23 protein-coding genes are annotated in these 22485 nt (G+C 67.3%); 15 read left to right on the plus strand and 8 right to left on the minus strand.

Annotated elements, in window-relative coordinates:
• The first annotated feature begins 20 nt into the window (after positions 1-20).
• The 6 genes from lptC to ptsN all read left to right on the plus strand — a co-directional run bounded on the left by lptC (position 21) and on the right by ptsN (position 5388).
• Positions 21-761 carry an LPS export ABC transporter periplasmic protein LptC gene (lptC, locus tag M673_RS01150; protein ID WP_061972956.1) on the plus strand — a complete coding sequence of 247 codons (741 nt, stop codon included), beginning with the start codon at positions 21-23 and terminating at the stop codon, positions 759-761.
• Entirely contained in the window at positions 758-1414 is a 657-nt protein-coding gene (locus tag M673_RS01155; protein ID WP_061972958.1) for an LptA/OstA family protein, read from the plus strand. The genes lptC and M673_RS01155 overlap by 4 nt, the downstream gene beginning before the upstream one ends.
• A gap of 107 nt (positions 1415-1521) precedes the next feature.
• A complete protein-coding gene (gene lptB, locus M673_RS01160; protein WP_061972959.1) occupies positions 1522-2295 on the plus strand; it encodes an LPS export ABC transporter ATP-binding protein in 774 nt (257 codons plus the stop codon).
• A gap of 131 nt (positions 2296-2426) precedes the next feature.
• Complete coding sequence (rpoN, locus tag M673_RS01165) at positions 2427-3923, plus strand: RNA polymerase factor sigma-54 (RefSeq protein ID WP_061977526.1); 1497 nt, start codon at positions 2427-2429, stop codon at positions 3921-3923.
• A gap of 292 nt (positions 3924-4215) precedes the next feature.
• Positions 4216-4791, plus strand: coding sequence for a ribosome hibernation-promoting factor, HPF/YfiA family (gene hpf / locus M673_RS01170; RefSeq protein ID WP_061972961.1), 576 nt, complete (start codon positions 4216-4218; stop codon positions 4789-4791).
• Between the two features lie 138 nt (positions 4792-4929).
• The gene (gene ptsN, locus M673_RS01175; RefSeq protein WP_061972962.1) at positions 4930-5388 is read left to right on the plus strand and encodes a PTS IIA-like nitrogen regulatory protein PtsN; all 459 of its coding nucleotides are present in this window, start codon (positions 4930-4932) and stop codon (positions 5386-5388) included.
• A 112-nt stretch (positions 5389-5500) separates the two neighbouring features.
• Here ptsN and M673_RS01180 read toward each other — a convergent pair whose 3' ends face one another.
• The 6 genes from M673_RS01180 to M673_RS01205 form a co-directional block, all read right to left on the minus strand.
• Positions 5501-5761, minus strand: coding sequence for a DUF1150 family protein (locus M673_RS01180; RefSeq protein WP_061977528.1), 261 nt, complete (start codon positions 5759-5761; stop codon positions 5501-5503).
• A gap of 44 nt (positions 5762-5805) precedes the next feature.
• On the minus strand, positions 5806-6243 hold the full coding sequence (locus tag M673_RS01185; RefSeq protein ID WP_061972964.1) for an Hsp20 family protein: 438 nt from the start codon (positions 6241-6243) through the stop codon (positions 5806-5808).
• 167 nt (positions 6244-6410) lie between these two features.
• On the minus strand, positions 6411-6905 hold the full coding sequence (gene msrB, locus M673_RS01190; protein ID WP_061977530.1) for a peptide-methionine (R)-S-oxide reductase MsrB: 495 nt from the start codon (positions 6903-6905) through the stop codon (positions 6411-6413).
• Positions 6906-7028: 123 nt separating this feature from the next.
• A complete protein-coding gene (locus M673_RS01195) occupies positions 7029-7592 on the minus strand; it encodes a fasciclin domain-containing protein (protein ID WP_148639940.1) in 564 nt (187 codons plus the stop codon).
• Positions 7593-7807: 215 nt separating this feature from the next.
• A complete protein-coding gene (gene arfB, locus M673_RS01200; RefSeq protein ID WP_061972965.1) occupies positions 7808-8254 on the minus strand; it encodes an alternative ribosome rescue aminoacyl-tRNA hydrolase ArfB in 447 nt (148 codons plus the stop codon).
• A 331-nt stretch (positions 8255-8585) separates the two neighbouring features.
• Entirely contained in the window at positions 8586-10199 is a 1614-nt protein-coding gene (locus tag M673_RS01205) for a phosphoenolpyruvate carboxykinase (RefSeq protein WP_061977534.1), read from the minus strand.
• 306 nt (positions 10200-10505) lie between these two features.
• On the opposite strand from M673_RS01205, the gene M673_RS01210 reads away from it, so the two are divergent.
• From M673_RS01210 to M673_RS01225, 4 genes are all read left to right on the plus strand, one after another.
• Positions 10506-10985, plus strand: a complete 480-nt coding sequence (locus M673_RS01210) for a pyridoxamine 5'-phosphate oxidase family protein (protein ID WP_061972967.1) — start codon at positions 10506-10508, stop codon at positions 10983-10985.
• A gap of 343 nt (positions 10986-11328) precedes the next feature.
• Entirely contained in the window at positions 11329-12039 is a 711-nt protein-coding gene (locus M673_RS01215) for a response regulator transcription factor (protein ID WP_061972968.1), read from the plus strand.
• 38 nt (positions 12040-12077) lie between these two features.
• Complete coding sequence (locus M673_RS01220; RefSeq protein WP_148639941.1) at positions 12078-13874, plus strand: sensor histidine kinase; 1797 nt, start codon at positions 12078-12080, stop codon at positions 13872-13874.
• Complete coding sequence (locus tag M673_RS01225; RefSeq protein ID WP_061972972.1) at positions 13871-14329, plus strand: HPr kinase/phosphorylase; 459 nt, start codon at positions 13871-13873, stop codon at positions 14327-14329. The genes M673_RS01220 and M673_RS01225 overlap by 4 nt, the downstream gene beginning before the upstream one ends.
• Before the next feature lie 85 nt (positions 14330-14414).
• Here the strand turns inward: M673_RS01225 and M673_RS01230 are convergent, their stop codons facing one another.
• Together M673_RS01230 and M673_RS01235 are read right to left on the minus strand one after the other, a co-directional pair.
• Positions 14415-14918, minus strand: coding sequence for a YciE/YciF ferroxidase family protein (locus M673_RS01230; RefSeq protein ID WP_061972973.1), 504 nt, complete (start codon positions 14916-14918; stop codon positions 14415-14417).
• A gap of 301 nt (positions 14919-15219) precedes the next feature.
• Entirely contained in the window at positions 15220-16485 is a 1266-nt protein-coding gene (locus tag M673_RS01235) for a glycerate kinase type-2 family protein (RefSeq protein ID WP_061972975.1), read from the minus strand.
• Between the two features lie 106 nt (positions 16486-16591).
• Here M673_RS01235 and M673_RS01240 point away from each other — a divergent pair, with 106 nt between their 5' ends.
• From M673_RS01240 to lepA, 5 genes are all read left to right on the plus strand, one after another.
• Positions 16592-17065, plus strand: a complete 474-nt coding sequence (locus tag M673_RS01240; RefSeq protein ID WP_061972977.1) for a CYTH domain-containing protein — start codon at positions 16592-16594, stop codon at positions 17063-17065.
• A gap of 22 nt (positions 17066-17087) precedes the next feature.
• Positions 17088-18050 carry a CHAD domain-containing protein gene (locus M673_RS01245; protein ID WP_061972978.1) on the plus strand — a complete coding sequence of 321 codons (963 nt, stop codon included), beginning with the start codon at positions 17088-17090 and terminating at the stop codon, positions 18048-18050.
• Positions 18051-18130: 80 nt separating this feature from the next.
• Positions 18131-18922: a pseudouridine synthase gene (locus M673_RS01250; RefSeq protein ID WP_082639109.1), complete on the plus strand. Its 792-nt coding sequence runs from the start codon at positions 18131-18133 to the stop codon at positions 18920-18922.
• 358 nt (positions 18923-19280) lie between these two features.
• On the plus strand, positions 19281-20468 hold the full coding sequence (locus M673_RS01255; protein WP_061972980.1) for a YeeE/YedE family protein: 1188 nt from the start codon (positions 19281-19283) through the stop codon (positions 20466-20468).
• A 114-nt stretch (positions 20469-20582) separates the two neighbouring features.
• Positions 20583-22397, plus strand: a complete 1815-nt coding sequence (gene lepA, locus M673_RS01260) for a translation elongation factor 4 (RefSeq protein ID WP_061972982.1) — start codon at positions 20583-20585, stop codon at positions 22395-22397.
• Positions 22398-22485 lie beyond the last annotated feature (88 nt).

The raw sequence follows: 22485 nt of genomic DNA on the forward strand, positions 1-22485 counted from the left end.
ATGCGAGGAATCGAACTCCATTGCAGGTTAGCCCGGACCAGCCCCCTTTCGCCGACGACCCGCGCCTCCACGCCTTCGCCGCCGCGCCCGATGCCACGCGCGGCGCGCGGCGGGAGCGCGAGTTCCGCCGCGCGAATCGGCATTCGCGGCTTGTGCGCTGGCTGAAGATCGGTCTTCCCACGGTTGCGACGCTGATCGTGGCCGCCGGCCTCGTGGTCACCTGGGCAGCGCGCAGCGTTCCCGGCGACCTCGCCTTCGCCTCCACCTCGATCCAGGACGGGCGCCTCGTCATGTCCGACCCGCGCCTGTCGGGCGTGGACGGACGCGACCGTCCCTATTCCATGCTGGCGGACCGGGCGATCCAGACGCTGGGTGGAACGGGGGTCGATCTCGAGCAGGTCCGGGCCAACCTGACGGTGGACGATAGCACCAAGGCACAGCTCGACGCCGCCAAGGGGCGCTACGACACGCGCACCGAAGTGCTGCGGCTTTACGACGACATCACCGTGGAAACCACGAGCGGCATCCGCATCAAGCTGGCGAGCGCCGACGTTTCGCTCCAGGATGGACAATTGACCGGGTCCGGCCCGGTCGAGATCGCGACGCCGAATCAGCGCCTGGAAGCGGGCAACGTGGTGATCTCCGATCGTGGAAAGCAGATTTCGTTTCGGGACCGCGTCAAGCTGACCCTTCTTCCTACCGCCTCCAACGGGGCCGAAGCCCCCGCCGCCGCGTCCAACACCAGCGAGCCCAGCCCATGACCCCGACCCTTCGCTCCCGCGCCGTGCTCCTGGCCCTGGCCGGCTCGCTCACCCTTTCCGGGGCCGCCCTCTCCGGCGCGGCGCTGGCTCAGACCCAGTCGCAGGGCTTCGGCAACTCCTTCGGCGGCTTGCAGGTGCAGGGCGACCAGCCGATCGCCATCGAGTCCAACCAGCTCGACGTCGACGACGGCAAGTCGCTCGCCACCTTCTCGGGCGATGTCAGCGTCCAGCAGGGCCAGACCTCGATGAACGCCGAGAAGCTTCTCGTCCACTACGTCCGCAAGCAGGACGGTGCCGCGGGGGCCAAGGCGCAGCCGGCGGCGACGCGCTCCAACATGCCGGGCGGCTCGGGCGACATTTCCAAGCTGGAAGCCACTGGCAAGGTCACGATCAAGTCCGTCGATCAGGTGGCGACCGCCGACCGGGCCGATTTCGACATGGCGACGCAGGTCGCAGTGCTCAGCGGCAATGTCGTGCTCAGTCAGGGCAAGAACGTCGCGACGGGCTGCATCCTGCGCATCCAGATGGAAACCGGCGTGGCGCGCCTCCAGAGCCGCGACTGCGGCGGCGCGCCGGGCGGCGGCCAGGGCGGCGGGCGGGTGCGCATGCTGCTGTCGCCGGGGGCCGGCCAGCAGCCGGCCGCCGGGCGCTAGTCCCTCGCCGCAAAATCGCCCTTCCGGGGCGCGACAGGCCGCTCGCAAGGGCGGCCTCCCCTTATGGCCCCTGCCCTCCGGCATCCCCTTTCGCGGACGGACAACGCTTGCTCGACCCCTTGGATCTTTCCGCCGCCGCCGCGCTTCGCCACCCTTCCGAGGGCACGCTGGTGGCGCGCGGCATCACCAAGACCTATCGCGGCCGGCGTGTCGTGGATTCGGTCGATGTCGCCGTGCGGCGGGGCGAGGCCGTCGGCCTGCTGGGTCCGAACGGCGCGGGCAAGACCACCTGCTTCTACATGATCACCGGCCTCGTGCCGGTGGATGGCGGGCGCATCGAGCTCGACGGGCACGACATCACGCAGGTGCCGATGTATCGCCGCGCGCGGCTCGGCATCGGCTACCTCCCGCAGGAAGCCTCGATCTTTCGCGGTCTTTCCGTGGAAGACAACGTTCGCGCCGTGCTCGAGATGGTGGAGCCCGACAAGGCCGAGCGCGAGCGCCAGCTCACCGCGCTTCTGGAGGAGTTCCGCATCGCGCATCTGCGCAAGCAGCCCTCCACGGCGCTTTCGGGCGGCGAGCGGCGGCGCTGCGAAATCGCCCGCGCGCTGGCCTCCCGCCCGACCTTCATGCTGCTCGACGAGCCCTTCGCGGGCGTCGATCCGATCGCGGTCGCCGACATCCAGGAACTGGTGCGGCACCTGACGCGGCGTGGCATCGGCGTGCTCGTCACCGACCACAATGTGCGCGAGACGCTGGGCCTGATCGACCGCGCCTACATCATGCATGCCGGCGCGGTGCTCACCCACGGCTCACCGCAGGAAATCGTCGAGGACGCCGACGTGCGCCGCATCTATCTCGGCGAACAGTTCACCTATTGAGCCCCGGAACGGCCCGCCCCTCCCCTTGACAAGCAAGTTGCGGACCAGTCTCCTGCTGGGCATGGAAAGAGGCTTGCGCGAGGCTTAAAGGGCCGATGACGCGCGGCCCGGCGGCATGGGAGGGGAGCATCGTGAATCTGTCCGTGAACCTCCAGATGCGTCAGAGCCAGTCGCTGGTGATGACGCCGCAGCTTCTCCAATCCATCCGGCTTCTTCAGTTTCAACACGCCGAGCTCCAGGCCTTTCTGGAGCGCGAGGCCGAGGCCAATCCGCTGATCGAGCTGGAGCCCGGCTCGGGCGCCGCGCCGCTTGGCGAGGGTGCGGACGCGCCCGACGCCGGCCCAGCCGAGCCCGGCGACATCACGCCCCTCACCGGCGCGAGCGACAATGCCGAGGTCTTCGCGGATGCGGCCGAGCGCACGGGCGACGGCGAGGACAAAGCGGCTCCCGATCTCGCCTTTACCGGCGAAGGGCTCGTTCTTTCCGGCTTTGTGGCCGAGGACGACGGCACCGATCGCCTGGGCGAAGGGCCGCGCTCGCTGCGCGACCATGCGCTCGGCGAAATCCGTGACACGTTCCGCGACGCGCGCGAGCGAGCGCTTGCGCAAGCCCTGTTCTGCGACCTTACCGATGCCGGCTATCTCGCCGAGGGTCTGCCCGAGCGCACGGGCGAACTCGGGCTGGAGGCGAGCGAGGCGGAGGCGCTTCTCGAACGGCTTCAGGCCTCGGCCGAGCCGGCCGGCCTTTTCGCACGGGACCTCGCCGAATGTCTGGCGATCCAACTGCGCCGGCGCGGCCGCTTCGATCCGGTGATCGCCTGCGTGCTCGCGCATCTGCCGCTTCTGGCGCGGCGCGACTTCGCCGCCCTTGCCCGGCTGACCGGCGAAACCGAGACGGACGTGGCGGACATGCTGACTGAGATCCGCACGCTCGACCCTCGGCCGGGCGCCGGCCTCGGCGAGCCCGACGCCGCGCCGGTGACGCCCGATATCATCGTGCGCGAGGATGCCTCGGGCGGCGGCTGGCAGGCCGAGCTGAACCCCGCCGCCTTTCCGCGCCTGTCGGTGCGCGCGCCGGCCAGCCTCGCCCCGGCAGCGGCCCTCAGGGGTGACGAGCGTGGCTTCCTCACCAATTGCCAGCAATCGGCGAACTGGCTGCAGCGCTCGCTGGAGCAGCGCGCCCGCACGATCCAGAAGGTCGCGGGCGAGATCGTCCGGCGGCAGGACGGGTTCCTGGCCCAGGGCATCGCCGGCCTGCGCCCGATGACGCTGATGGACATCGCCGAAACGCTCGGCCTGCACGAATCGACGGTCAGCCGCGTCACGGCGGGCAAGTTCATGGCGACGCCGCGCGGCACGTTCGAGATGAAATTCTTCTTCACCGTGGCGATCGCGGCCTCGGGGGGCGGCGACGCGCATTCGGCCGAAAGCGTGAAGCTGCGCATCGGGCGGATGATCGCGGCCGAGACGGTGGACGCCGTCCTGTCCGACGACGACATCGCCGCGCGGCTGAAGACGGAGGGCGTGGAACTCGCCCGGCGCACGGTGGCGAAATATCGCGAGGCGCTCGGCCTGCCCTCCTCCGTTCAGCGCCGCCGCGAGCTGAACGCCCGCCGCCTCGCCGGCTGACCGCGCCCGCACCTCTTAGTGATCGGGTTCGCTCGCGACCGCGTCGAACGCTAAGCGCGGTGAAAATTAAGCCGTCCTGACTGCCTGCACAGTCTACGATTGCCGCGCCTTCGGCGCGAAGTCTCGCGCCACTCGCGGCAGAGATCAAGTCTTTCCCTGGCCCTCGTTTTGCGCTGGAATGTGACGGTTCCGAGCGGCCGGAACCAAAGGCTTCCCAACGTCTTGGAAGAGACGGCGGGCCGGAGGTTCATCAATGGAGACCGGCCGCCGGACGTTAGGAAGGGAGAAACGAATGGCAATTCGTGTATCGGGCCGGCATATGGATGTCGGAGAAGCCTTTCGCACTCGGATCGAGGAGAGGCTGAACGATCAGGTCGCCAAATATTTCGACGGCAATTTCACCGGGGCCGTCGTCATCTCCAAAGATTCCGCCCGCTTCTGCGCGGACGTCACGCTTCATCTCGACAGCGGCGTCTATTTCCAGGCCACCGCCGAGTCGCATGATCCCGAATCCTCGTTCATCGAAGCGATGGAGAAGGTCGAGAAGCGTCTGCGCCGCTACAAGCGCCGGCTGAAGGACCACAAAGGCAACGCCAACAATTCGCGCGATGTCGCCTACACCGTCATGAGCGCCGTGCCGGACGAGGAAGAGGAGATCGCCGAGGACTTCGCCCCGGCCGTGATCGCCGAGACCTCGCTGCGCGTCGGAACGATGAGCGTGGCCAACGCGGTGATGGAGCTCGACCGCCGCGACGGGCCGCTGGTGATCTTCCGCAACGGCGCCAACGACACGGTCAATATCGTTTATCGACGCCCGGATGGAAACGTCGGTTGGATCGACCCCTCGACAGTGCGGGTCGAAGCCTGATATTCCCCCACAACTTCAGCAGGCGGAAGCGCGCGCACTAGCGCCGCTTCTGCCTCGACCTGTCAAAACCCGGCCGGGCAATCGCGCGGCCGGGCTTTTCGGCCTCCCGGGGCCGGGCGATGTGGAAGGCCATTCATCGTGGATCTCGCCGATCTGATCACCGAGGACGCCGTTCTGCCCGCCCTTCGCTCCCATTCCAAGAAGCAGGTTCTTCAGGACCTGTCGGAGCGGGCGGCCGAGCTGACGGGCCTGCCGGCCCGCACCATCTTCGAGACCGTTCTCCAGCGCGAGCGGCTGGGCTCCACCGGCATCGGCAACGGCATCGCCATTCCGCATGGCAAGCTCGCCGGCCTGTCGCGCATTCGCGGCGTCTTCGCCCGGCTGGTGAAGCCCGTGGAGTTCGAAGCGATGGACGACCAGCCGGTGGACCTCGTGTTCCTTCTGGTTGCACCCGAGACGGCGGGCGCCGATCATCTGAAGGCCCTGTCCAAGATCGCCCGCATGCTGCGCAACCCGCGCACGGTGACGGACCTGCGGGCGGGCCGAGACGCCTCGGCGCTGCATCACCTCATGACGCAGGTCGAATCCAACGCCTGAAAAGGCCAAGGGCTGGGAAGCTCTACCCGGCGCCCAGACATGAAAAAGCCGGCCACGAGGGCCGGCTTCAAGCATGGCGCTGTCCCGGCGCCATGCCCAGGAAGCGGAGCCTTCAGTGGAGGCTCACCGTCAGGAGTTCGTTTTCCGTCGCGCTGGCCAGGATCGAGCCCCGGTCGTCGGAGACGGCCAACGGCGTGCCGTCGGCGGAGAACAGCGCCCAGAGCTTCAGGCCCGGGCGGATCGACTGTGCGGACGGGAAGCGGGCTCGGATATCGTCAGACGACATGCGGCGGAGATAGGCCAGGTGGCCTTCGCCGAGCGCGGCGAGATCGGACTGGGACAGTGCGTTCGAATCGTGGTTCGTGATGGTCATGAACATCTCCTTCGAAAACAAACGGATGATCGGCTCGGCGGGTTTCATTCTTCCACGGCGATCGCGATCTTCCTCACCACTCGCTCTGGTTCAGGCTTGACCAGGTCCACCATCAACAGTCCGTTCTTCAACTGCGCGCCCAGGATGCGCATGCCGTCCGCGAAGAGAAAGCTCTTCTGAAACTGGCGCGACGCAATGCCTCGGTGCAGAAATTCGCGGTCCGCCCGGTCGCTCTGCGAGCCCCGGATGGTCAACTGGTTTTCTTCGGTCGTGATTTCCAGGTCCTCGGGCCGGAAGCCGGCCACGGCCAGGGTGATGCGGATGCCATGTCCGCCGGGCGCCCCGTCCTTGGCTTCGATCCCGATCCGCTCGATGTTGAAGGGCGGGTAGCCATCGCTGCCCTTCCCCAAACGCTCGAGTGTCCGCTCCACCCCGTCGAAGCCGAGCAGCAACGGGCTGGAAAATGGCGTGAACCTGTTCATGTCTCGGCAAGCCCTTGTTTCAAGCGACTTATCGACTGCGGCCCCATATTGGCGGCCACGATCGATCCGTACCGAATATGGTTGCACCAGGGGCCCGCTTCAATGTGCGACCCTTCGCGCCTCTCCATGAAGAACCCGAAAGCTTGACGGAGGGATAACGCCTGAGGTCAGGACTGGGTGTCGCTCGGCTGGAAGTGCAGGGCGACGCCGTTCAGGCAATGGCGCTTGCCCGTGGGCGGCGGGCCATCGTCGAAGATGTGGCCGAAATGGCCGCCGCATTGGGCGCAGTGAACCTCGGTGCGGGGATAGACCAGGACATAGTCGGTCTTGGTGCCGATGCTGCCGTCGATCGCATCCCAGAAGCTCGGCCAGCCCGTGCCCGAGTCGTATTTGGCCTCGGTGGAATAGACCGCGTTGTCGCAGCCCGCGCAGTGGAAGAGGCCGGTCTCGTGAACGTTGAGAAGCGGGCTGGTGAAGGGGCGCTCGGTCGCTTCCTGGCGCAGGACGGCGAAGGCGTCTTGGCTGAGGCGCGCGCGCCATTCGCGCTCTGTGAAGGTGACGGAAAAGGTCTCGGCCTCCGCCTCGTCGCGCCAGAGAGCTCCGACGGAGCCCAGGGCGACAGCGGCCAGCGAACCCGACAGAAGAAAGCGGCGGCGATTCATGACGGCCTCCAAATCAAGCATCTGCGAAAACGGGATCGGCGCCCGCATCTCCATATGAGACCCGAGGCGCCTGTTTGTCAGGGGGCCGAACCAAGGTCCGACCCCAAGAGGCTTAAGACCCGATCAGGGCATCAGCACCGTGTCGATCACATGGACGACGCCGTTCTTCTGCATCACGTCGGCCTGCGTCACGGTCGCGACATTGCCCTTGGCGTCGGTCACAGTCAGCTTGTCGCCCTTCATGGCGAGCGTCAGGCTCTCGCCCTCGACCGTCTTCACGACATGCTTGCCGCCGTCGTCCTTGATCATCTTCATCGCGGCTTCCGACGTCGCCTTGGCCGGGACCACGTGATAGGTCAGGATCTTGGTCAGCATGGCCTTGTTCTCGGGCTTCACCAGCGTGTCCACCGTGCCGGCGGGCAGCTTTTCGAAGGCCGCGTTGGTCGGCGCGAAGACCGTGAAGGGGCCTGCCCCGTTCAGCGTCTCGACAAGGCCGGCGGCCTTCACGGCGGCGACCAGCGTCGTCAGGTTCGAGGCGTTCGGCGCGTTCTCGGCGATCGTCTTGTTGGCATACATCGGCGCACCGCCGACTTCGACCGACGCGCCGGACTGCGCATGGCTGGCGCCTACGACGCCGCCGGCGATCACGAGACCGAGCGCGGCGGAGCGAATGAAGGACTGAAGCATGTCGCGATTCCTTGGGTGAACCTTCCAACGCGGAAGTCGTGGAAGATACGGAGCCAGGACGCGGTCGGCTTCACGCCATCGCGATCACGAAACGGTGAATCTTGATTTAATCCGTGAGTGACGGTTTTGGAGGAAGCGGCTCGCGACAAGAGGCGGGGTCCCTCACCTTAAGAGGCTTCTGGCCAGCCTGCGCCCGAAACGTTTCTCAAACTCGTTCAGTCCGAAACGCGGCCGCGCATCCGCTTGGTGTCGGAGCGGCCCTTCTTGGCTTCGAGGCGGCGCTCCACCGAGCCTCGGGTCGGCCGCGTCTTCTTGCGCGGCGGGGGCGGGGGCACCAGCGCCTCGCGTACGAGATCGGCCAGGCGCTCGCGCGCGTCCTCGCGGTTGCGCTCCTGCGTGCGGTGGCGCGAGGCCTCGATCAGCACCTCGCCCGCCTTGGTGGCGCGCTGGCCGGCCAGCCGCATGAGACGCAGCTTGGCCTCCTCGCCGAGCACGCCGGAGCTCATGGCGAAGAAGCGCAGCTGCACCGCCGAGGACACTTTGTTGACGTTCTGCCCGCCCGGGCCGGCAGCGCGCACGAAGACTTCCTCCAGCTCCTCGTCGGGAATGACGACGCGGCTGTTGACCCGAAGGCCTTTGCGCTCCCGCCCCTCACGCTCCATGATCGGCCCCCGCGCTGAAGCGCCAAGCCGCCTCGCCCGCGTCCGGCGCGGGGGGAGTGAAAGCTTGGCGTCGATCCGGCATCCTCGTGTCTTTCCAACCTTTTGCCCGGAGCCCTGGCCCGACTTGGAGTCCATGGAGCCCATGGCCGGGAGAGCCCGCCGAGCGGAAAGCGCCGCCCCGGCACCGCTTCCGTTCACCCGAGGGGCTCCGTCCTGTCAAGAAGCGTGGCGCCCGGCCGCAAAGGGGCAACAAGAGAAAGGGCCCGCGTCCCTGTCGGACACGAGCCCTTCCGGCTTCTCCTCCCAGAGAAGACGCTAACGGATCAAAGCCTCACTCCGCCGCGAGCGGCAGGGTGGCAGGGGCGGCGCCGAGCACGGACTCGTCCACATGCCGCTCGAACTTCTCGAAGTTGCGGCGGAACATGTCGGCGAGCTTGCGGGCCTGCGCGTCGTAGGCGGCGGGGTCGGCCCAGGTCGAGCGAGGGTCGAGGATCGCCGTGTCGACGCCCGGCACCGCGACGGGCACCTGGAAGCCGAAATGCGCGTCCGCGCGGAACTCGGCTTCCTTCAGCGAACCGTCCAGTGCTGCGGCGAGAAGGGCGCGCGTCGCCTTGATCGGCATGCGCTTGCCCGTGCCGTAGGCGCCGCCCGTCCAGCCGGTCGAGACCAACCAGCAATCCACCTCGTGCCGCGCGATGAGATCGCGCAGGAGATTGCCGTATTCGGCTGGGTGGCGCGGCATGAAGGGGGCGCCGAAGCAGGTCGAGAACGTGGCTTCCGGCTCGGTCACGCCCTTTTCCGTGCCGGCTACCTTGGCGGTGTAGCCGGAGAGGAAGTGGTACATGGCCTCGGCCGGGGTCAGCTTGGCGATCGGCGGCATCACGCCGAAGGCATCGGCCGTCAGCATGATGATGTTCTTGGGATGGCCACCCTTTCCCGTCGCGCTGGCGTTCGGAATGAAGTGCAGGGGATAGGCGGCGCGGGTGTTTTCAGTCAGCGAGCCGTCGTCGAAATCGGGCACGCGCTTCTCGTCGAGCACGACGTTTTCCAGTACCGTGCCGAACATGCGGGTGGTCGCGAAGATTTCCGGCTCGGCCTCGGCCGAAAGGCGGATCGTCTTGGCGTAGCAGCCGCCCTCGAAATTGAAGACGCCGTTCTCGCCCCAGCCGTGCTCGTCGTCGCCGATCAGCGTGCGGTGCGGATCGGCCGAAAGCGTGGTCTTCCCCGTGCCCGACAGGCCGAAGAAGACGGCCGTGTCGCCACCCGCGCCTATATTGGCCGAGCAGTGCATGGGCATGACACCGGTCTCGGGCAGGCGGTAGTTCAGAACCGTGAAGACCGACTTCTTCATCTCGCCGGCATAGGTCGTGCCGCCGATCAGGATGATGTTGCGGGTGAAGTCGCAGGCGATCACCGTCTCGGTGCGGCAGCCATGGCGCTCCGGGTCGGCCTTGAAGGACGGCAGGTCGATGATCGTAAGGTCCGGCACGAAGCTTTCGAGCTCGGTGGCCGAGGGACGGATCAGAAGATTGCGGATGAACAGCGAGTGCCAGGCATATTCGGTGACGATCCGGGCGCGGATGGCGTTGCTCTCGTCGGCGCCGCCCACCAGATCCTGCACGAAGACGTCGCGCCCCACGGCATGGGCCTTGAAGTCCTCGTAGAGGCGTTCGAAGGCCGCCGGCTCCATCGGCTTGTTGTTGTCCCACCAGACGCGTGGATCGGTGTTCTCGTCACGCAGGACGAACTTGTCCTTCGGGCTGCGGCCGGTGTGCTGGCCGGTCGTGACCACGAGGGCGCCATGGGCCGTCAGCCGCCCCTCGCCGCGCTGGATCGCGGTCTCGACGAGTTCGGCCTCGCCGACATTCCAGCGCACGGAAGCAAGGCCGGAAAGACCCGTCGACTCGAGCCCGATGCGGGGATTGCGGATGCCGGTTTCTTCCATCGTGTCCGTCTCCTGGTCACGAAACGGCAAGCAACGCCGCTTCACGACGATGAGATAACGGAGAAACAAGACGCCATCAACAGGAACAAAACTTAAAAAGAAAGCAATATCAGTAGTTTAATCGGTTTAGAATTGACAAGAACCAGTCTAAATCGGTTCAACCCCGGTTTTTACCCTCTCTGCCGTGTCAAATTTTTTTCGCACCTGCCGCATCGGGAGGGCGCGGCACCTTTTCGCGCGTGCGGCGTTGATGCCCATCATGGGCGTTACCCGAGCCCGATCAAACGGCTAAAAAGGAAAGACCGCATGGCTGAGCAAGCGATCGACAAGTTCTGGGACATGGCCGAAGACTTCTCGACCTGCATGGTGACGACGCGCGACGGCAACCGGCTGCGCTCGCGCCCGATGGCCCCCTACATCTCGCGTCAGCGCGGCGAGATCCTCTTCCTCACCGACGTCACGTCCCATAAGGTGGACGAGGTCGAGGCCGAGTCGCAGGTCGCGCTCAGCTTCGTGCAGACGGACGAATATGTCGCCGTGTCCGGCGCGGCACGCGTCAGCCAGGACCGCGCGCTGATCGACGAGATCTGGGACGACGAGGCCGAGGCCTGGATGCCGGAGGGCAAGGACGGGCCGAATGTCGGCGTGCTCGTGGTCTCCCCCTCGCAGGCCGAGATCTGGGACGTGACCTCCAACAAGCTGACCCAGGCCTGGGAGTTCGCCAAGGCCTATGTCGGCCAGAAGCCGCAGCCCGACACGACGGAGAACGTCAAGGTCTCGCTCTGAGGTAAGGCCGGTTCCGATCGACACACGGCCGGCTTCGCGCCGGCCGTTTTCGTTCCCGCAGACTCCATTGGGCCTGTCATCGCTCCACTAAAGCCGTTGCGCGCGTCTGTTCTATGAGGTTCCGCTTCACGCGAAAGCGCTCGCTTTCGCCGGCCACATTTGAAAAAGTGTCACGAACGCCACATTTGACTGTCAAAGCACTTGGCTAGGCCGAATCGTTTTCGGCCTTGCGACCGGGCCGGAGGGATCGATTCCGAAGGCCTTGGGGGCGACGGACACAGGACGGCACCGTCCGAGCGGGAGACCCCTTCCGCCTCGCGGACGAACATGGAGTTGGAAGTTCATGCCGACGATTGCGCTGGTGGACGACGACAGGAACATTCTGACGTCGGTCTCGATCGCGCTCGAGAACGAGGGCTATCGCGTCGAGACCTACACCGACGGCGCTTCGGCGCTGGAGGGCTTGTCCGCTCATCCTCCGCATCTGGCGATCTTCGACATCAAGATGCCGCGCATGGACGGCATGGAGCTTCTGCGCCGCCTGCGCCAGAAGTCGGACCTGCCGGTGATCTTCCTCACGTCCAAGGACGAAGAGATCGACGAACTGTTCGGCCTCAAGATGGGCGCCGACGACTATATCCGAAAGCCCTTCTCGCAGCGCCTCCTGGTGGAACGGGTGCGGGCCATCCTGCGGCGCGGCCAGCCGCGCGACGCTTCCGCCCCTGGCGCCAAGACCGGCCCGCTGCCGGAATCCTCGTTGGAACGCGGGCAACTGGTGATGGACCAGGAGCGCCACACCTGCACCTGGATGGGCCAGCCGGTGACGCTGACCGTCACGGAATTCCTGATCCTGCATTCGCTGGCGCAGCGGCCGGGCGTGGTGAAGAGCCGCGACGCGCTGATGGACGCGGCCTATGACGAGCAGGTCTATGTCGACGACCGCACGATCGACAGCCACATCAAGCGCCTGCGCAAGAAGTTCAAGGCGATCGACGACGATTTCGACATGATCGAAACGCTCTACGGCGTGGGCTACCGCTTCCGCGAAGTGTGAGCGAAGCGCCCCACGGCGGAACCGGAACGGAAGCCGTCTTGTCCGCAAGCACGACCGACAGCGAGACCGAGCGCCCGCCCCAGCGGCGGGTCGCCTCGTCGCGCCCGCGCTGGCGGCGCGTGCCCTTCGTGCGCCGCAGCCTGATCCGGCTGCGCTGGCTGCTCGGCCATTCCATCTTCTCCTCGCTGACGCGGCGCATCGTCTTTCTCAACCTCGTCGCGTTGATCGTCCTCGTTTCCGGCATTCTCTATCTCAACCAGTTTCGCGCCGGGCTGATCGACGCGCGCGTCGAAAGCCTGCTGACGCAGGGTGAGATCATCGCCGGGGCCATCGCCTCCTCCGCCACGGTGGAGACCAATTCGATCACGCTCGACCCCGAGCGGCTTCTGGAAATGCAAGCCGGCTCCACGCTCCAGCCCAATCCCGACCTGTCGGAATCGCTCGACTTTCCGATCAATCCCGAGCGTGTCGCGCCGCTGCTTCGCCGGCTTATCTCACCGACGCGCACGCGGGCGCGGCTCTACGACCGCGACGCCAATCTCATTCTCGACTCGCGCCATCTCTACTCGCGCGGCCAAATCCTTCGCTACGCCCTGCCCCCGGTGGAGAAGGAAGACGAGAGCACGATGGAATGGCTGGGCACTCAGGCGGCGCGCCTGTTCGGCCATGGCGACCTGCCGGTCTACCGCGAAACGCCGGGCGGCTCGGGCGCGACCTACCCGGAGGTCATGAGTGCGCTGACGGGTGGCCCCTCCACCGTCGTGCGCTCCACCGAGAACGGCGAGCTGATCGTCTCCGTCGCCGTGCCGATCCAGCGCTTCCGCGCCGTGTTGGGCGTCCTGCTCCTGTCCACGCAGGGCGGCGACATCGACAAGATCGTCCAGGCCGAGCGCATGGCGATCGTGCGCACCTTCGCGGTGGCCGCCCTCGTCACCGTGGTCCTGTCGATCCTCCTCGCCTCGACCATCGCGACGCCGCTGCGGCGCCTGTCGGCGGCGGCGATCCGCGTTCGCAGGGGCGTCAACGCCCGCGAGGAAATCCCCGATTTCGGGGACCGGGCCGACGAGGTCGGCCATCTCGCCTCCGCCATTCGCGACATGACCAACGCGCTCTATGCCCGCATGGACGCAATCGAAAGCTTCGCCGCCGATGTCAGCCACGAGCTGAAGAACCCGCTCACCTCTCTTCGTTCGGCCGTCGAGACCCTGCCGCTGGCGCGCAACGAGAACTCGCGCGAGCGTCTGCTTGCGGTGATCCAGCACGACGTGAAGCGGCTGGACCGGCTGATCACCGACATTGCCGACGCCTCGCGGCTCGACGCGGAGCTGGCGCGCGAGGTCATGGGCCGCGTCGATCTCGCCGCCCTCATCGGCTCGGTGGTGGACGGCGCGCGGGCGCATCTGAAGGAAGGGCGCGACACCCGGATCGAGCTTCAGCTCAGCCCCCTGCCGGCCGGCAAGACCTACAAGGTCGCCGGGCACGATCTGCGCCTCAGCCAGGTCTTCACCAACCTGATCGACAATGCCCGCTCCTTCGTTCCCGAGACGGGAGGGACGATCACGATCCGCCTTCGCCGGCACAACAGGCGCGTGATCGCGACCGTCGAGGACAACGGACCCGGCATCCAGGCCGAGAAGATCGACCGCATCTTCGAGCGCTTCTACACCGACCGGCCGGGCGCCGAGTCCTTCGGCCAGAATTCCGGCCTCGGCCTTTCCATCTCGCGCCAGATCGTGGAGGCCCATGGCGGCACGATCGAGGCCGAGAACATCTCCAGCCCCGACGGCGCGCTGGCGGGGGCGCGCTTCACCGTCTCGCTGCCGGCCGAGGAATGAGCCCGCCCAATCTCCACGCGACGCTGGTGCTGGTGGACGGGCGGGGCGTGCTGATCCGGGGTGCGTCGGGCGCGGGCAAATCCTCGCTGGCCGTCTCGCTTCTGCGCCGGGCGGAGGCGGCGGGCCATCACGCCCGGCTGGTGGCGGATGATCAGGTGCTTCTCGACGTGCGGGGCGAAGCCGTGTTCGGGCGCGCGCCGCCCGCCATCGCCGGTCTCATCGAGATTCGCGGCGTCGGCCTTCTCCGGCAACCCTTCGCCGGCGAAGCGCGGGTGGATCTCGTGGTGGACCTCTTCGCCCGCGAAGCCTTAGAGCGCCTGCCCGAGCCCTCGTCGGTCCCGATCGCAGGCGTTTCCGTTCGCCGCATCCATCTGCCAGAGCGCGATCCCGCCTTCGGCGCCGACGTGCTTCTGACTGTCCTGGCACAGCAGTTGGACGAGGCCGAGACGGACTGACCTCTCGCCCCGGTCTCTAACAATAGACCCCGCCCGTCCTTAGGGACGCGCGGGGCCGATCGATCAGACTTGAAGAGCTCGCGCGTCAGGCGACGGCCGCCTCGGGACGGGCATAATCGAGCCCGCCGGCAATCTCGCTCAAGAGTTCGTCGGTCTTCTTCTCTTCCTGCAGCGTCTGGTCGAGCAGGGCGGCCGCGTCGTCATAGCCGAGCTTGGTCGCCCAGGTCTTGAGCAGGCCGTAGCGGGCGATCTCGTAATGCTCCATCGCCTGCGCGCAGCCGATGAGAACCTGGTCGGCGGCGTCGGTCCCGCCGAAATCCTCCAGATCCTCCTCCATCTCGGCGGTCAGGCCCTGCATGGCTTCGCAGGTCTTGGCCCGCGCGCTGCGGCCGATGATCTCGAAGACCTGCTCCAGGCGCTCGACCTGGGTCTGGCTTTCGTCGGCATGGGTCTGGAAGGCCTGCTTCAACTCGTTCGATTGCGCCGCCTTGGCGGATTTCTTCAAGGCGCGAACCGACTGCTTCTCGGCATAGAACACATCCTTCAACGTCTCGTGGAAGGCGTCTTCGAGGGTCTTGATCTTGGCCATGGTTCACTTCCTTTTCGGGCGACGGGCGCGCGGCACAAAAGCGCCGATCCCTCGCTTCGATCGCTTCTGAAAGTGCGGCGGGACGCCATCGTTCCCTCCCATGATCGTGGCCAACGAAAAACCGCGACGGGCCGGGTCTTAGAGCACCTAACAATACCTCGTGGGGTCGGCTGGTCGGGTCTTTCCGCCGTGGACTTCGTCGCGAATGCTTGGCCCTGCCGCCTGCATCACTTAAGCTTTGCTCCTCGTCCCCGACGGAAACCCCTCGACCAACCTCCGCCCAGAGGTTTCTTAGGCGCTCTTAGGCGACGAGAATGGCACGCAGGTCGTTGACATTGGTAAGGGTCGGCCCGGTGCGCAGGAGATCGCCCAGCTTGTCGAACAGCGTGTAGCTATCGTGCCGCGCCAGCACATCCACCGGGTCGAGCCCTGCGCTCAGCGCCCGGGCGAGCGTGTCCGGCGCGACGAAGGCGCCGGCCGCATCCTCCGTCCCGTCGATCCCGTCCGTGTCGCCCGCAAGCGCATGAATGCCGGCTTCCCCGCGCAGCGCCACGGCGAGCGCCAGAAGAAACTCCGTGTTGCGCCCGCCCCGCCCCGGCCTTTCCTGCCCGATCGTCACCGTGGTCTCGCCGCCCGACAGAAGCAGCAGCGGCATGGGCGCGGGATGGCCGTGCCGGCGCACGGAGCGCGCGATGCCGGCCATGAGGATGCCGGCCTCCCGCGCCTCGCCCTCCAGCGCGTCGCCCAGGATGAGCGCGGCGATGCCCTCCTGCCGCGCCCGCGCGGCGGCGGCCTCCAGCGCCATCTGCGGGGTGGCGATCAGGCGATAGTCGGCAGCAAAGGGCGCGCCCGGCTCGGCCGGGGCCGAAAGGCGCCGGCGCGCCGCCTCTGGCAGGCCGGGGCCGAGCCGCGCCGCTAGGGCGCTCAGATCCTCGCCAGCCTCGGGATCGAACACGGTCGGCCCCGAGGCGATCGTGCGCGGATCGTCGCCCGGCACGTCGGAGATCGCCAGCGTCACGACGCGGGCCGGCGCGGCCGCGCGCGCCAGCAGCCCACCCTTGATGCCGGACAAGCGCCGGCGCACCCGGTTCATGTCGGAAATCCCCGCGCCCGATTGGAGAAGCAGGCGGTTCACCGCCTTCTTGTCCTCCAGCGTCAGCCCTTCGGCCGGCAGGGCCATGAGCGCGGAGCCGCCGCCCGAGATGAGAACCAGCACGAGATCGTCCGGCCCGAGCCCCTGCACCTCGGCCAGGATGCGCCGCGCCGCCGCCTCGCTCGCCGCATCGGGAACGGGATGGGCGGCCTCCAGCACCTCGATGCGCCGCGTCGGGGCGCGGTGTCCGTAGCGCGTGACGACGACGCCGCCGATCTCGACATCGGGCCACGCCTCCTCCACCGCCGCCGCCATGAGTGCCGCCGCCTTGCCGGCGCCGACCACGACGCAGCGCCCTTTCGGCTTGTCCGGCAGGAAGCCGGCGAGCACCGCCTTCGGGTCGGCGCTGCGCACCGCCGCTCCGAACACGCCTTCCAGAAATGTCTTCGCCCGCTCGCGCGTCCAATCCGTCATCGTCCTGTCCTACCGCTTGCGTAGTCTGGCGGAGATGGGCCGCCAAAGGCCGCGAATCCGCCCATGCCCCTCTTTCCTTCCCGCCGGGATACGCCATTCTCCGACCATGGGCACCGAAATCGAACGCAAATTCCTGTCACGCGGCGAGGCTTGGCGCGAGGCGGCCGACGAGGGAACGGAGATCCGGCAGTTCTATCTCGCCGTGCGCGAAGGGCTCAGCCTGCGCGTGCGGATCAAGAACGAGACCCAGGCGCTTCTGACCGTCAAGAGCGGCATCGGGATGCGCCGGGGCGAGTTCGAATACGAGATCCCGCTGGCCGACGCTCACGATCTGGAAGCGGCGCATCTCGGCGCCGTGCTGCGCAAGCGGCGCTACCGCGTGCCGCTCGGCGCGCTGACGGCGGAGGTCGACGTGTTTTCCGGCGATCTCGCGCCCCTCGTCCTGATCGAGATCGAACTGCCCGACGAGGATCATCCCTTCGCCCGGCCGGACTGGCTGGGGGACGAGGTGAGCGAGGACGGGCGCTACACCAACGCCGCGCTGGCGCTGGCCGAACGCCCGCCCTTAGCCGCAACTTGAACCGCAACAGCACGGGACAGCTATGGCCTATCGCTTCAACCCCCGCTCGCCCCTCGACGCCAATCTGCGCCGCATCGCGGGCGAGCAGATCGAGAAGGCCATTCGCGACCTGACGGACGAGGACGGCGACCGGCACGAGAGCGTCCACGAGGCGCGCAAGCGCATGAAGAAGTTGCGCGGCCTCCTTCGCCTCGTGCGCACCGGCGCCCCGACCTATGCGGCGAAAGAGAATGTCCGCTTCCGCGACGCCGCCCGGCTCCTGTCGGGTGTGCGGGACCGCACGGCGCTGATCGAGGCGCTGGACGGGCTGGAGCAGCGCTTTGCCGGCGATGTCGAAACGCAATCCTTCGCCGTGGTGCGCACCGCGCTGGAGCTGAAGCGCGACAGCGCCCAGACCGCGCTCGGCGACGACGGCTCGCATGTGGCGGAGACGGTGGCGGCGCTGGAGGAAGGGCGCGAAACGGCGGAGAGCTTCCGCCTGCCGCCCAAGCGCCAGGAGGCCGTTCTGCGCCGAGGTCTGCGCGCCAATTACGCCCGCGCCCAGGCCGATCTGGGCATCGCCCTGGCCAAGGGCGAGGCGGAGGCCTTCCACGACCTGCGCAAGCGCATCAAATATCTCTCCATGCATTTCAAGCTGCTGGAACCGGCCTGGCCCGAGGCCCTCGCCCCCTTGCGCGTCGAGGCCGAGACGGCGGCCGAGGAACTCGGGCGCGACCACGACTATGCCGTGCTGCGCACGGAAATGGCGGCCGATCCCGAAAGCTTCGGGGCGCGGGCCGATCTCGACGTGGTCCTGGCGCTTCTCGACCGGCATCAGAGCGAGCTTCGCGCCAGCGCCATCCACCGCTGCGAGCGCCTGCTCCAGGAAAAGCCCAAGGCCTTCGCCAAGCGCATCCAGTCTCTCCTGGCGCTGAGCGGAGAGGAGCCGAACGGCGCCGCCCCGCCCGAGCCGCCCGAGGCCGAGCGCCGCCACGCGGCGGGCTGAGCGAAGATCGCTCGACCCAACTGGCGCATGGAGCCTCTTCGCGATACGAAGCCGCCCATGCCGCTTCGCCAGAGCCTCCCGTGACACGCCGGCCCACGCCGCGCCCCGGCGCCGCCCGGCCCCAGCCGCGCCTTCCAAATTCTGGCGCGCGCACCGGCCATGGGCTGGCGCGCGTCCTGTCCAAGCTCGGCTATTGTTCGCGCACGCAGGGCGAGGCGCTGGTGCGCGAGGGGCGCGTCAGCGTGGACGGGCGGGTCGTGCGCGACCCCGAGCACCGAACCGACCCTGCCACGATGCGCGTCAGCGTCGACGGACAGCCGGTGGAGGCGGAGCGGCGCGTCGTCCTGATGCTGAACAAGCCGCGCGGGCTGGTGACGACGCGCGACGATCCGCAGGGGCGCGACACCGTGTTTCGCTGCCTGGATGGGCTGGACCTGCCGCATGTCTCGTCGGTCGGCCGGCTCGACAAGGCGAGCGAGGGGCTGCTGCTCTTCACCAACGACACCGCGTTCGCGCAAGCCCTGCTCGACCCCGAAAGCCACTGCCCCAAGACCTACCACGTGCAGGTGGACGGGCTGCCGGACGAGGCCGTGATGAGCCGGATTCGTGCCGGCGTCGAGGATCGCGGCGAATGGCTCGGCGTCGTTTCCGCCGAGATGCTGCGGCGGGGCGACAAGTCCGCCTGGCTGGAGATCGTGCTCGGCGAAGGGCGCAACCGCCATATCCGCCGCTTGCTCGCCGCCATTGGCTTGGAAACGCTGCGCCTCGTGCGCGTGCGGATCGGCGCCCTCTCGCTCGGCGACCTGCCCAAGGGCGCGGTGCGCGAACTCACGGCGGAGGAAATCGTGGCGCTCGGCACTCGGCCGGGCTGAAAGGCGATCCGCCGCGAGGCTGGTGTGTGTGTCCGCGCCTTCAGAACGCCGATAAAACTCACTGAGCCGGTTGATCCAGCCTTTCCCGCTTGCGTCGCTAGGAAGGCTTACGCCTGCGCCACCGCATCGGCTGCGCTTCGCTCTCTTATGAGTCTGCGCCACTCTCGACAGTCTTCCAAAGAGATGTGTCAGTCCCTCCCAGTGGAATGCATTTTCTCCCGGCCATCTTCTCGCGCAATTTCGTTGCAGCCGCGCGAGCCATCTTGGAATGCCATCCTTGGCGCTTACGAGAAGACAAGGCCACCTTACGGTCAGCCATCGACTCGCCCTTAGTCCGCTCCCCGAAAGGAGTCCCGGCATGAGCCGCGCCCTGCCCGCTTCCGCCCTCTCCGCGCCGCCGATCCGCCCGCCGGCGCTCGCGGCCGCCATCGCGCTTGCCCTCGGCACGCTGGCGCTGGGGACGGTCTACGGCCCGCGCCAGGGCGCGCTGCTCCTGCTCGGCGGGGCGCTGGGCCTCGTGCTCTACCATGCCGCCTTCGGCTTCACCTCGGCCTGGCGCATCTTCATTCTCGACGGGCGCGGCAAGGGCCTGCGGGCGCAGATGGTGATGCTCGCCCTTGCCGTTCTCCTGTTCTTTCCCGTGCTCGCATCGGGCACGCTCTTCGGCCTGCCGGTGAAGGGCTCGCTCGCGCCGCTCTCCACCGGCGTCGTGTTCGGCGCCTTCATCTTCGGCATCGGCATGCAGATGGGCGGCGGCTGCGCCTCGGGCACGCTCTTCACCGCCGGCGGCGGCAATGCGCGCATGCTGGTGACGCTCCTCTTCTTCATCATCGGCTCGGTGCTCGGCACCTTGCATTTCGACTGGTGGCTGCGCTTGCCCGCCCTGGAGCCTGTGTCGCTGGTGCAGAGCTTCGGCGCGGGGGGTGGCATCGCCCTCTCGCTCGCGCTTTTTGCCGCCATCGCCGGGCTCACCGTTCTCGTGGAGCGCCAGCGCCACGGCGCGCTGGAACAGGAGGCCCCTTCGCCCCGCCAGGGTCTATCGCGCTTTGCCCGTGGGCCTTGGCCCGTGGTGGCGGGTGCCGTGGCGCTGGCGCTTCTCAACTTCGTGACGCTGGCGCTGGCAGGCCGGCCCTGGGGCATCACCTCGGCCTTCGCGCTTTGGGGCGCCAAGGGTGCGGCGGTGATCGGCTTCGACCCCGCCTCCTGGGCCTATTGGCAGACGCCGGCCAATGCCAAGGCTCTGTCGGAAAGCGTCTTCGCCGACGTCACCTCGGTAATGGATTTCGGCATCATCGCGGGCGCTATGCTGGCGGCGGGCCTCGCCGGACGTTTCGCGCCCAGCCTTCGCATTCCGCTGCGCTCGCTGGTGGCGGCGGTTGTCGGCGGTCTGTTGCTCGGCTATGGCGCGCGCATCGCCTATGGCTGCAATATCGGGGCCTATTTCTCCGGCATCGCCTCGGGCAGCCTACACGGCTGGCTCTGGATGGTGGCGGCCTTCGCGGGCAACGTCGTGGGCGTGCGGCTGCGCCCCTTCTTCTTCCGCTGATGGCACGCGGGTGAGCTTGCCGCAGGTTCGCCCGCCGCTTTTTGACCTCGTGCCGAGCGGCTAGAGCGCGATTTCATTTCCGATTTTGGATCAAATTCAATATAGGCGGGCGTCATGAGCCAGACGCCTCTTTCCCGCATCCGCAACTTCTCCATCGTCGCCCATATCGACCATGGCAAATCCACACTCGCCGACCGGCTGATCCAAACGACCGGCGGTCTCGACGCGCGCGAGATGGCGGGCAAGGAACAGGTCCTCGACTCGATGGATATCGAGCGCGAGCGGGGCATCACCATCAAGGCGCAGACCGTTCGCCTCCACTACAAGGCGCGGGACGGGGAAATCTACGTCCTGAACCTCATCGACACGCCGGGCCATGTCGACTTCGCCTACGAGGTCTCGCGCTCGCTTTCGGCCTGCGAGGGCGCGCTGTTGGTGGTGGACGCCGCGCAGGGCGTCGAGGCGCAGACGCTCGCCAATGTCTATCTCGCGCTCGACAACGATCTCGACATCGTGCCCGTCCTCAACAAGATCGACCTTCCCGCCGCCGAGCCGGACAAGGTGAAGGAGCAGATCGAGGAGGTGATCGGCATCGACGCCTCCGACGCGGTGATGATCTCGGCGAAATCCGGCATCGGCATCGACGAGGTTCTGGAGGCCATCGTCACGCGCCTGCCCGCGCCCAAGGCCGGCGATCGCTCGGCGCCGCTGAAAGCCATGCTGGTGGACTCGTGGTACGACGCCTATCTCGGCGTCGTCGTGCTTGTGCGCGTCATCGACGGCGAGTTGAAGAAAGGCCAGACCATCCGCATGATGGGCACGGACGCCAAGTATCCGGTGGACCGGGTCGGGGTCTTCACGCCCAAGATGATCAACATGGAGGCCTTAGGCCCCGGCGAGATCGGCTTCATCACCGCCTCGATCAAGGAAGTGGCCGACACGCGCGTCGGCGACACGATCACCGAGGACAAGCGCCAGACCGCCGAGATGCTGCCCGGCTTCAAGCCGGCCCAGCCCGTAGTGTTCTGCGGCCTGTTCCCGACCGACGCCGCCGCCTTCGACGATCTGCGCGCCGCCATGGGCCGGCTGCGCCTCAACGACGCCAGCTTCTCCTTCGAGATGGAAAGCTCGGCCGCGCTCGGCTTCGGCTTCCGCTGCGGCTTCCTCGGGCTTCTCCATCTGGAAATCATCCAGGAGCGCCTCAGCCGCGAGTTCGATCTCGACCTGATCGCGACCGCCCCCTCCGTCGTCTACGACATCAAGCTGATCGACGGCACCACGGTCCCGCTGCACAACCCGGCCGACATGCCGGACACGATGAAGATCGAGGCGATCTACGAGCCCTGGATCAAGGCGACCATCCTGACGCCGGACGACTATCTCGGCAACATCCTGACGCTCTGCCAGGAGCGGCGCGGCGTGCAGACCGACCTGTCCTATGTCGGCAAGCGCGCCATGGTCAGCTACGAGCTGCCGCTCAACGAGGTCGTGTTCGACTTCTACGACCGGCTGAAGTCGATCTCCAAGGGCTATGCCTCGTTCGACTACCAGCTCGCCGACTATCGCGAGGGCGATCTCGTCAAGCTCACGGTGCTGGTGAACGCCGAGCCGGTGGACGCCCTGTCCATGCTGGTTCACCGGACCCAGGCCGAGAAGCGCGGGCGCGCCATGTGCGAGAAGCTCAAGGAGCTGATCCCCAACCACCTGTTCAAGATCCCGATCCAGGCGGCGATCGGCGGCAAGGTGATCGCGCGCGAGACGATCTCGGCCCTGCGCAAGGACGTGACCGCCAAGTGCTATGGCGGCGACGCCTCGCGCAAGCGCAAGCTCCTCGACAAGCAGAAGGAGGGCAAGAAGCGCATGCGCCAGTTCGGCAAGGTCGACATTCCGCAGGAAGCCTTCATCGCCGCCCTGAAGATGGACAGCTAAGCCTCTCAGGCTTTTCGCCCGCCCGACCTTCACGGGCAGGCTTGGACCGATACGAAACGCGTCGCTTCCCATAAGGAGCGGCGCGTTT

The organism is Aureimonas sp. AU20, assembly GCF_001442755.1.
Classification (GTDB): Bacteria; Pseudomonadota; Alphaproteobacteria; order Rhizobiales; family Rhizobiaceae; genus Aureimonas.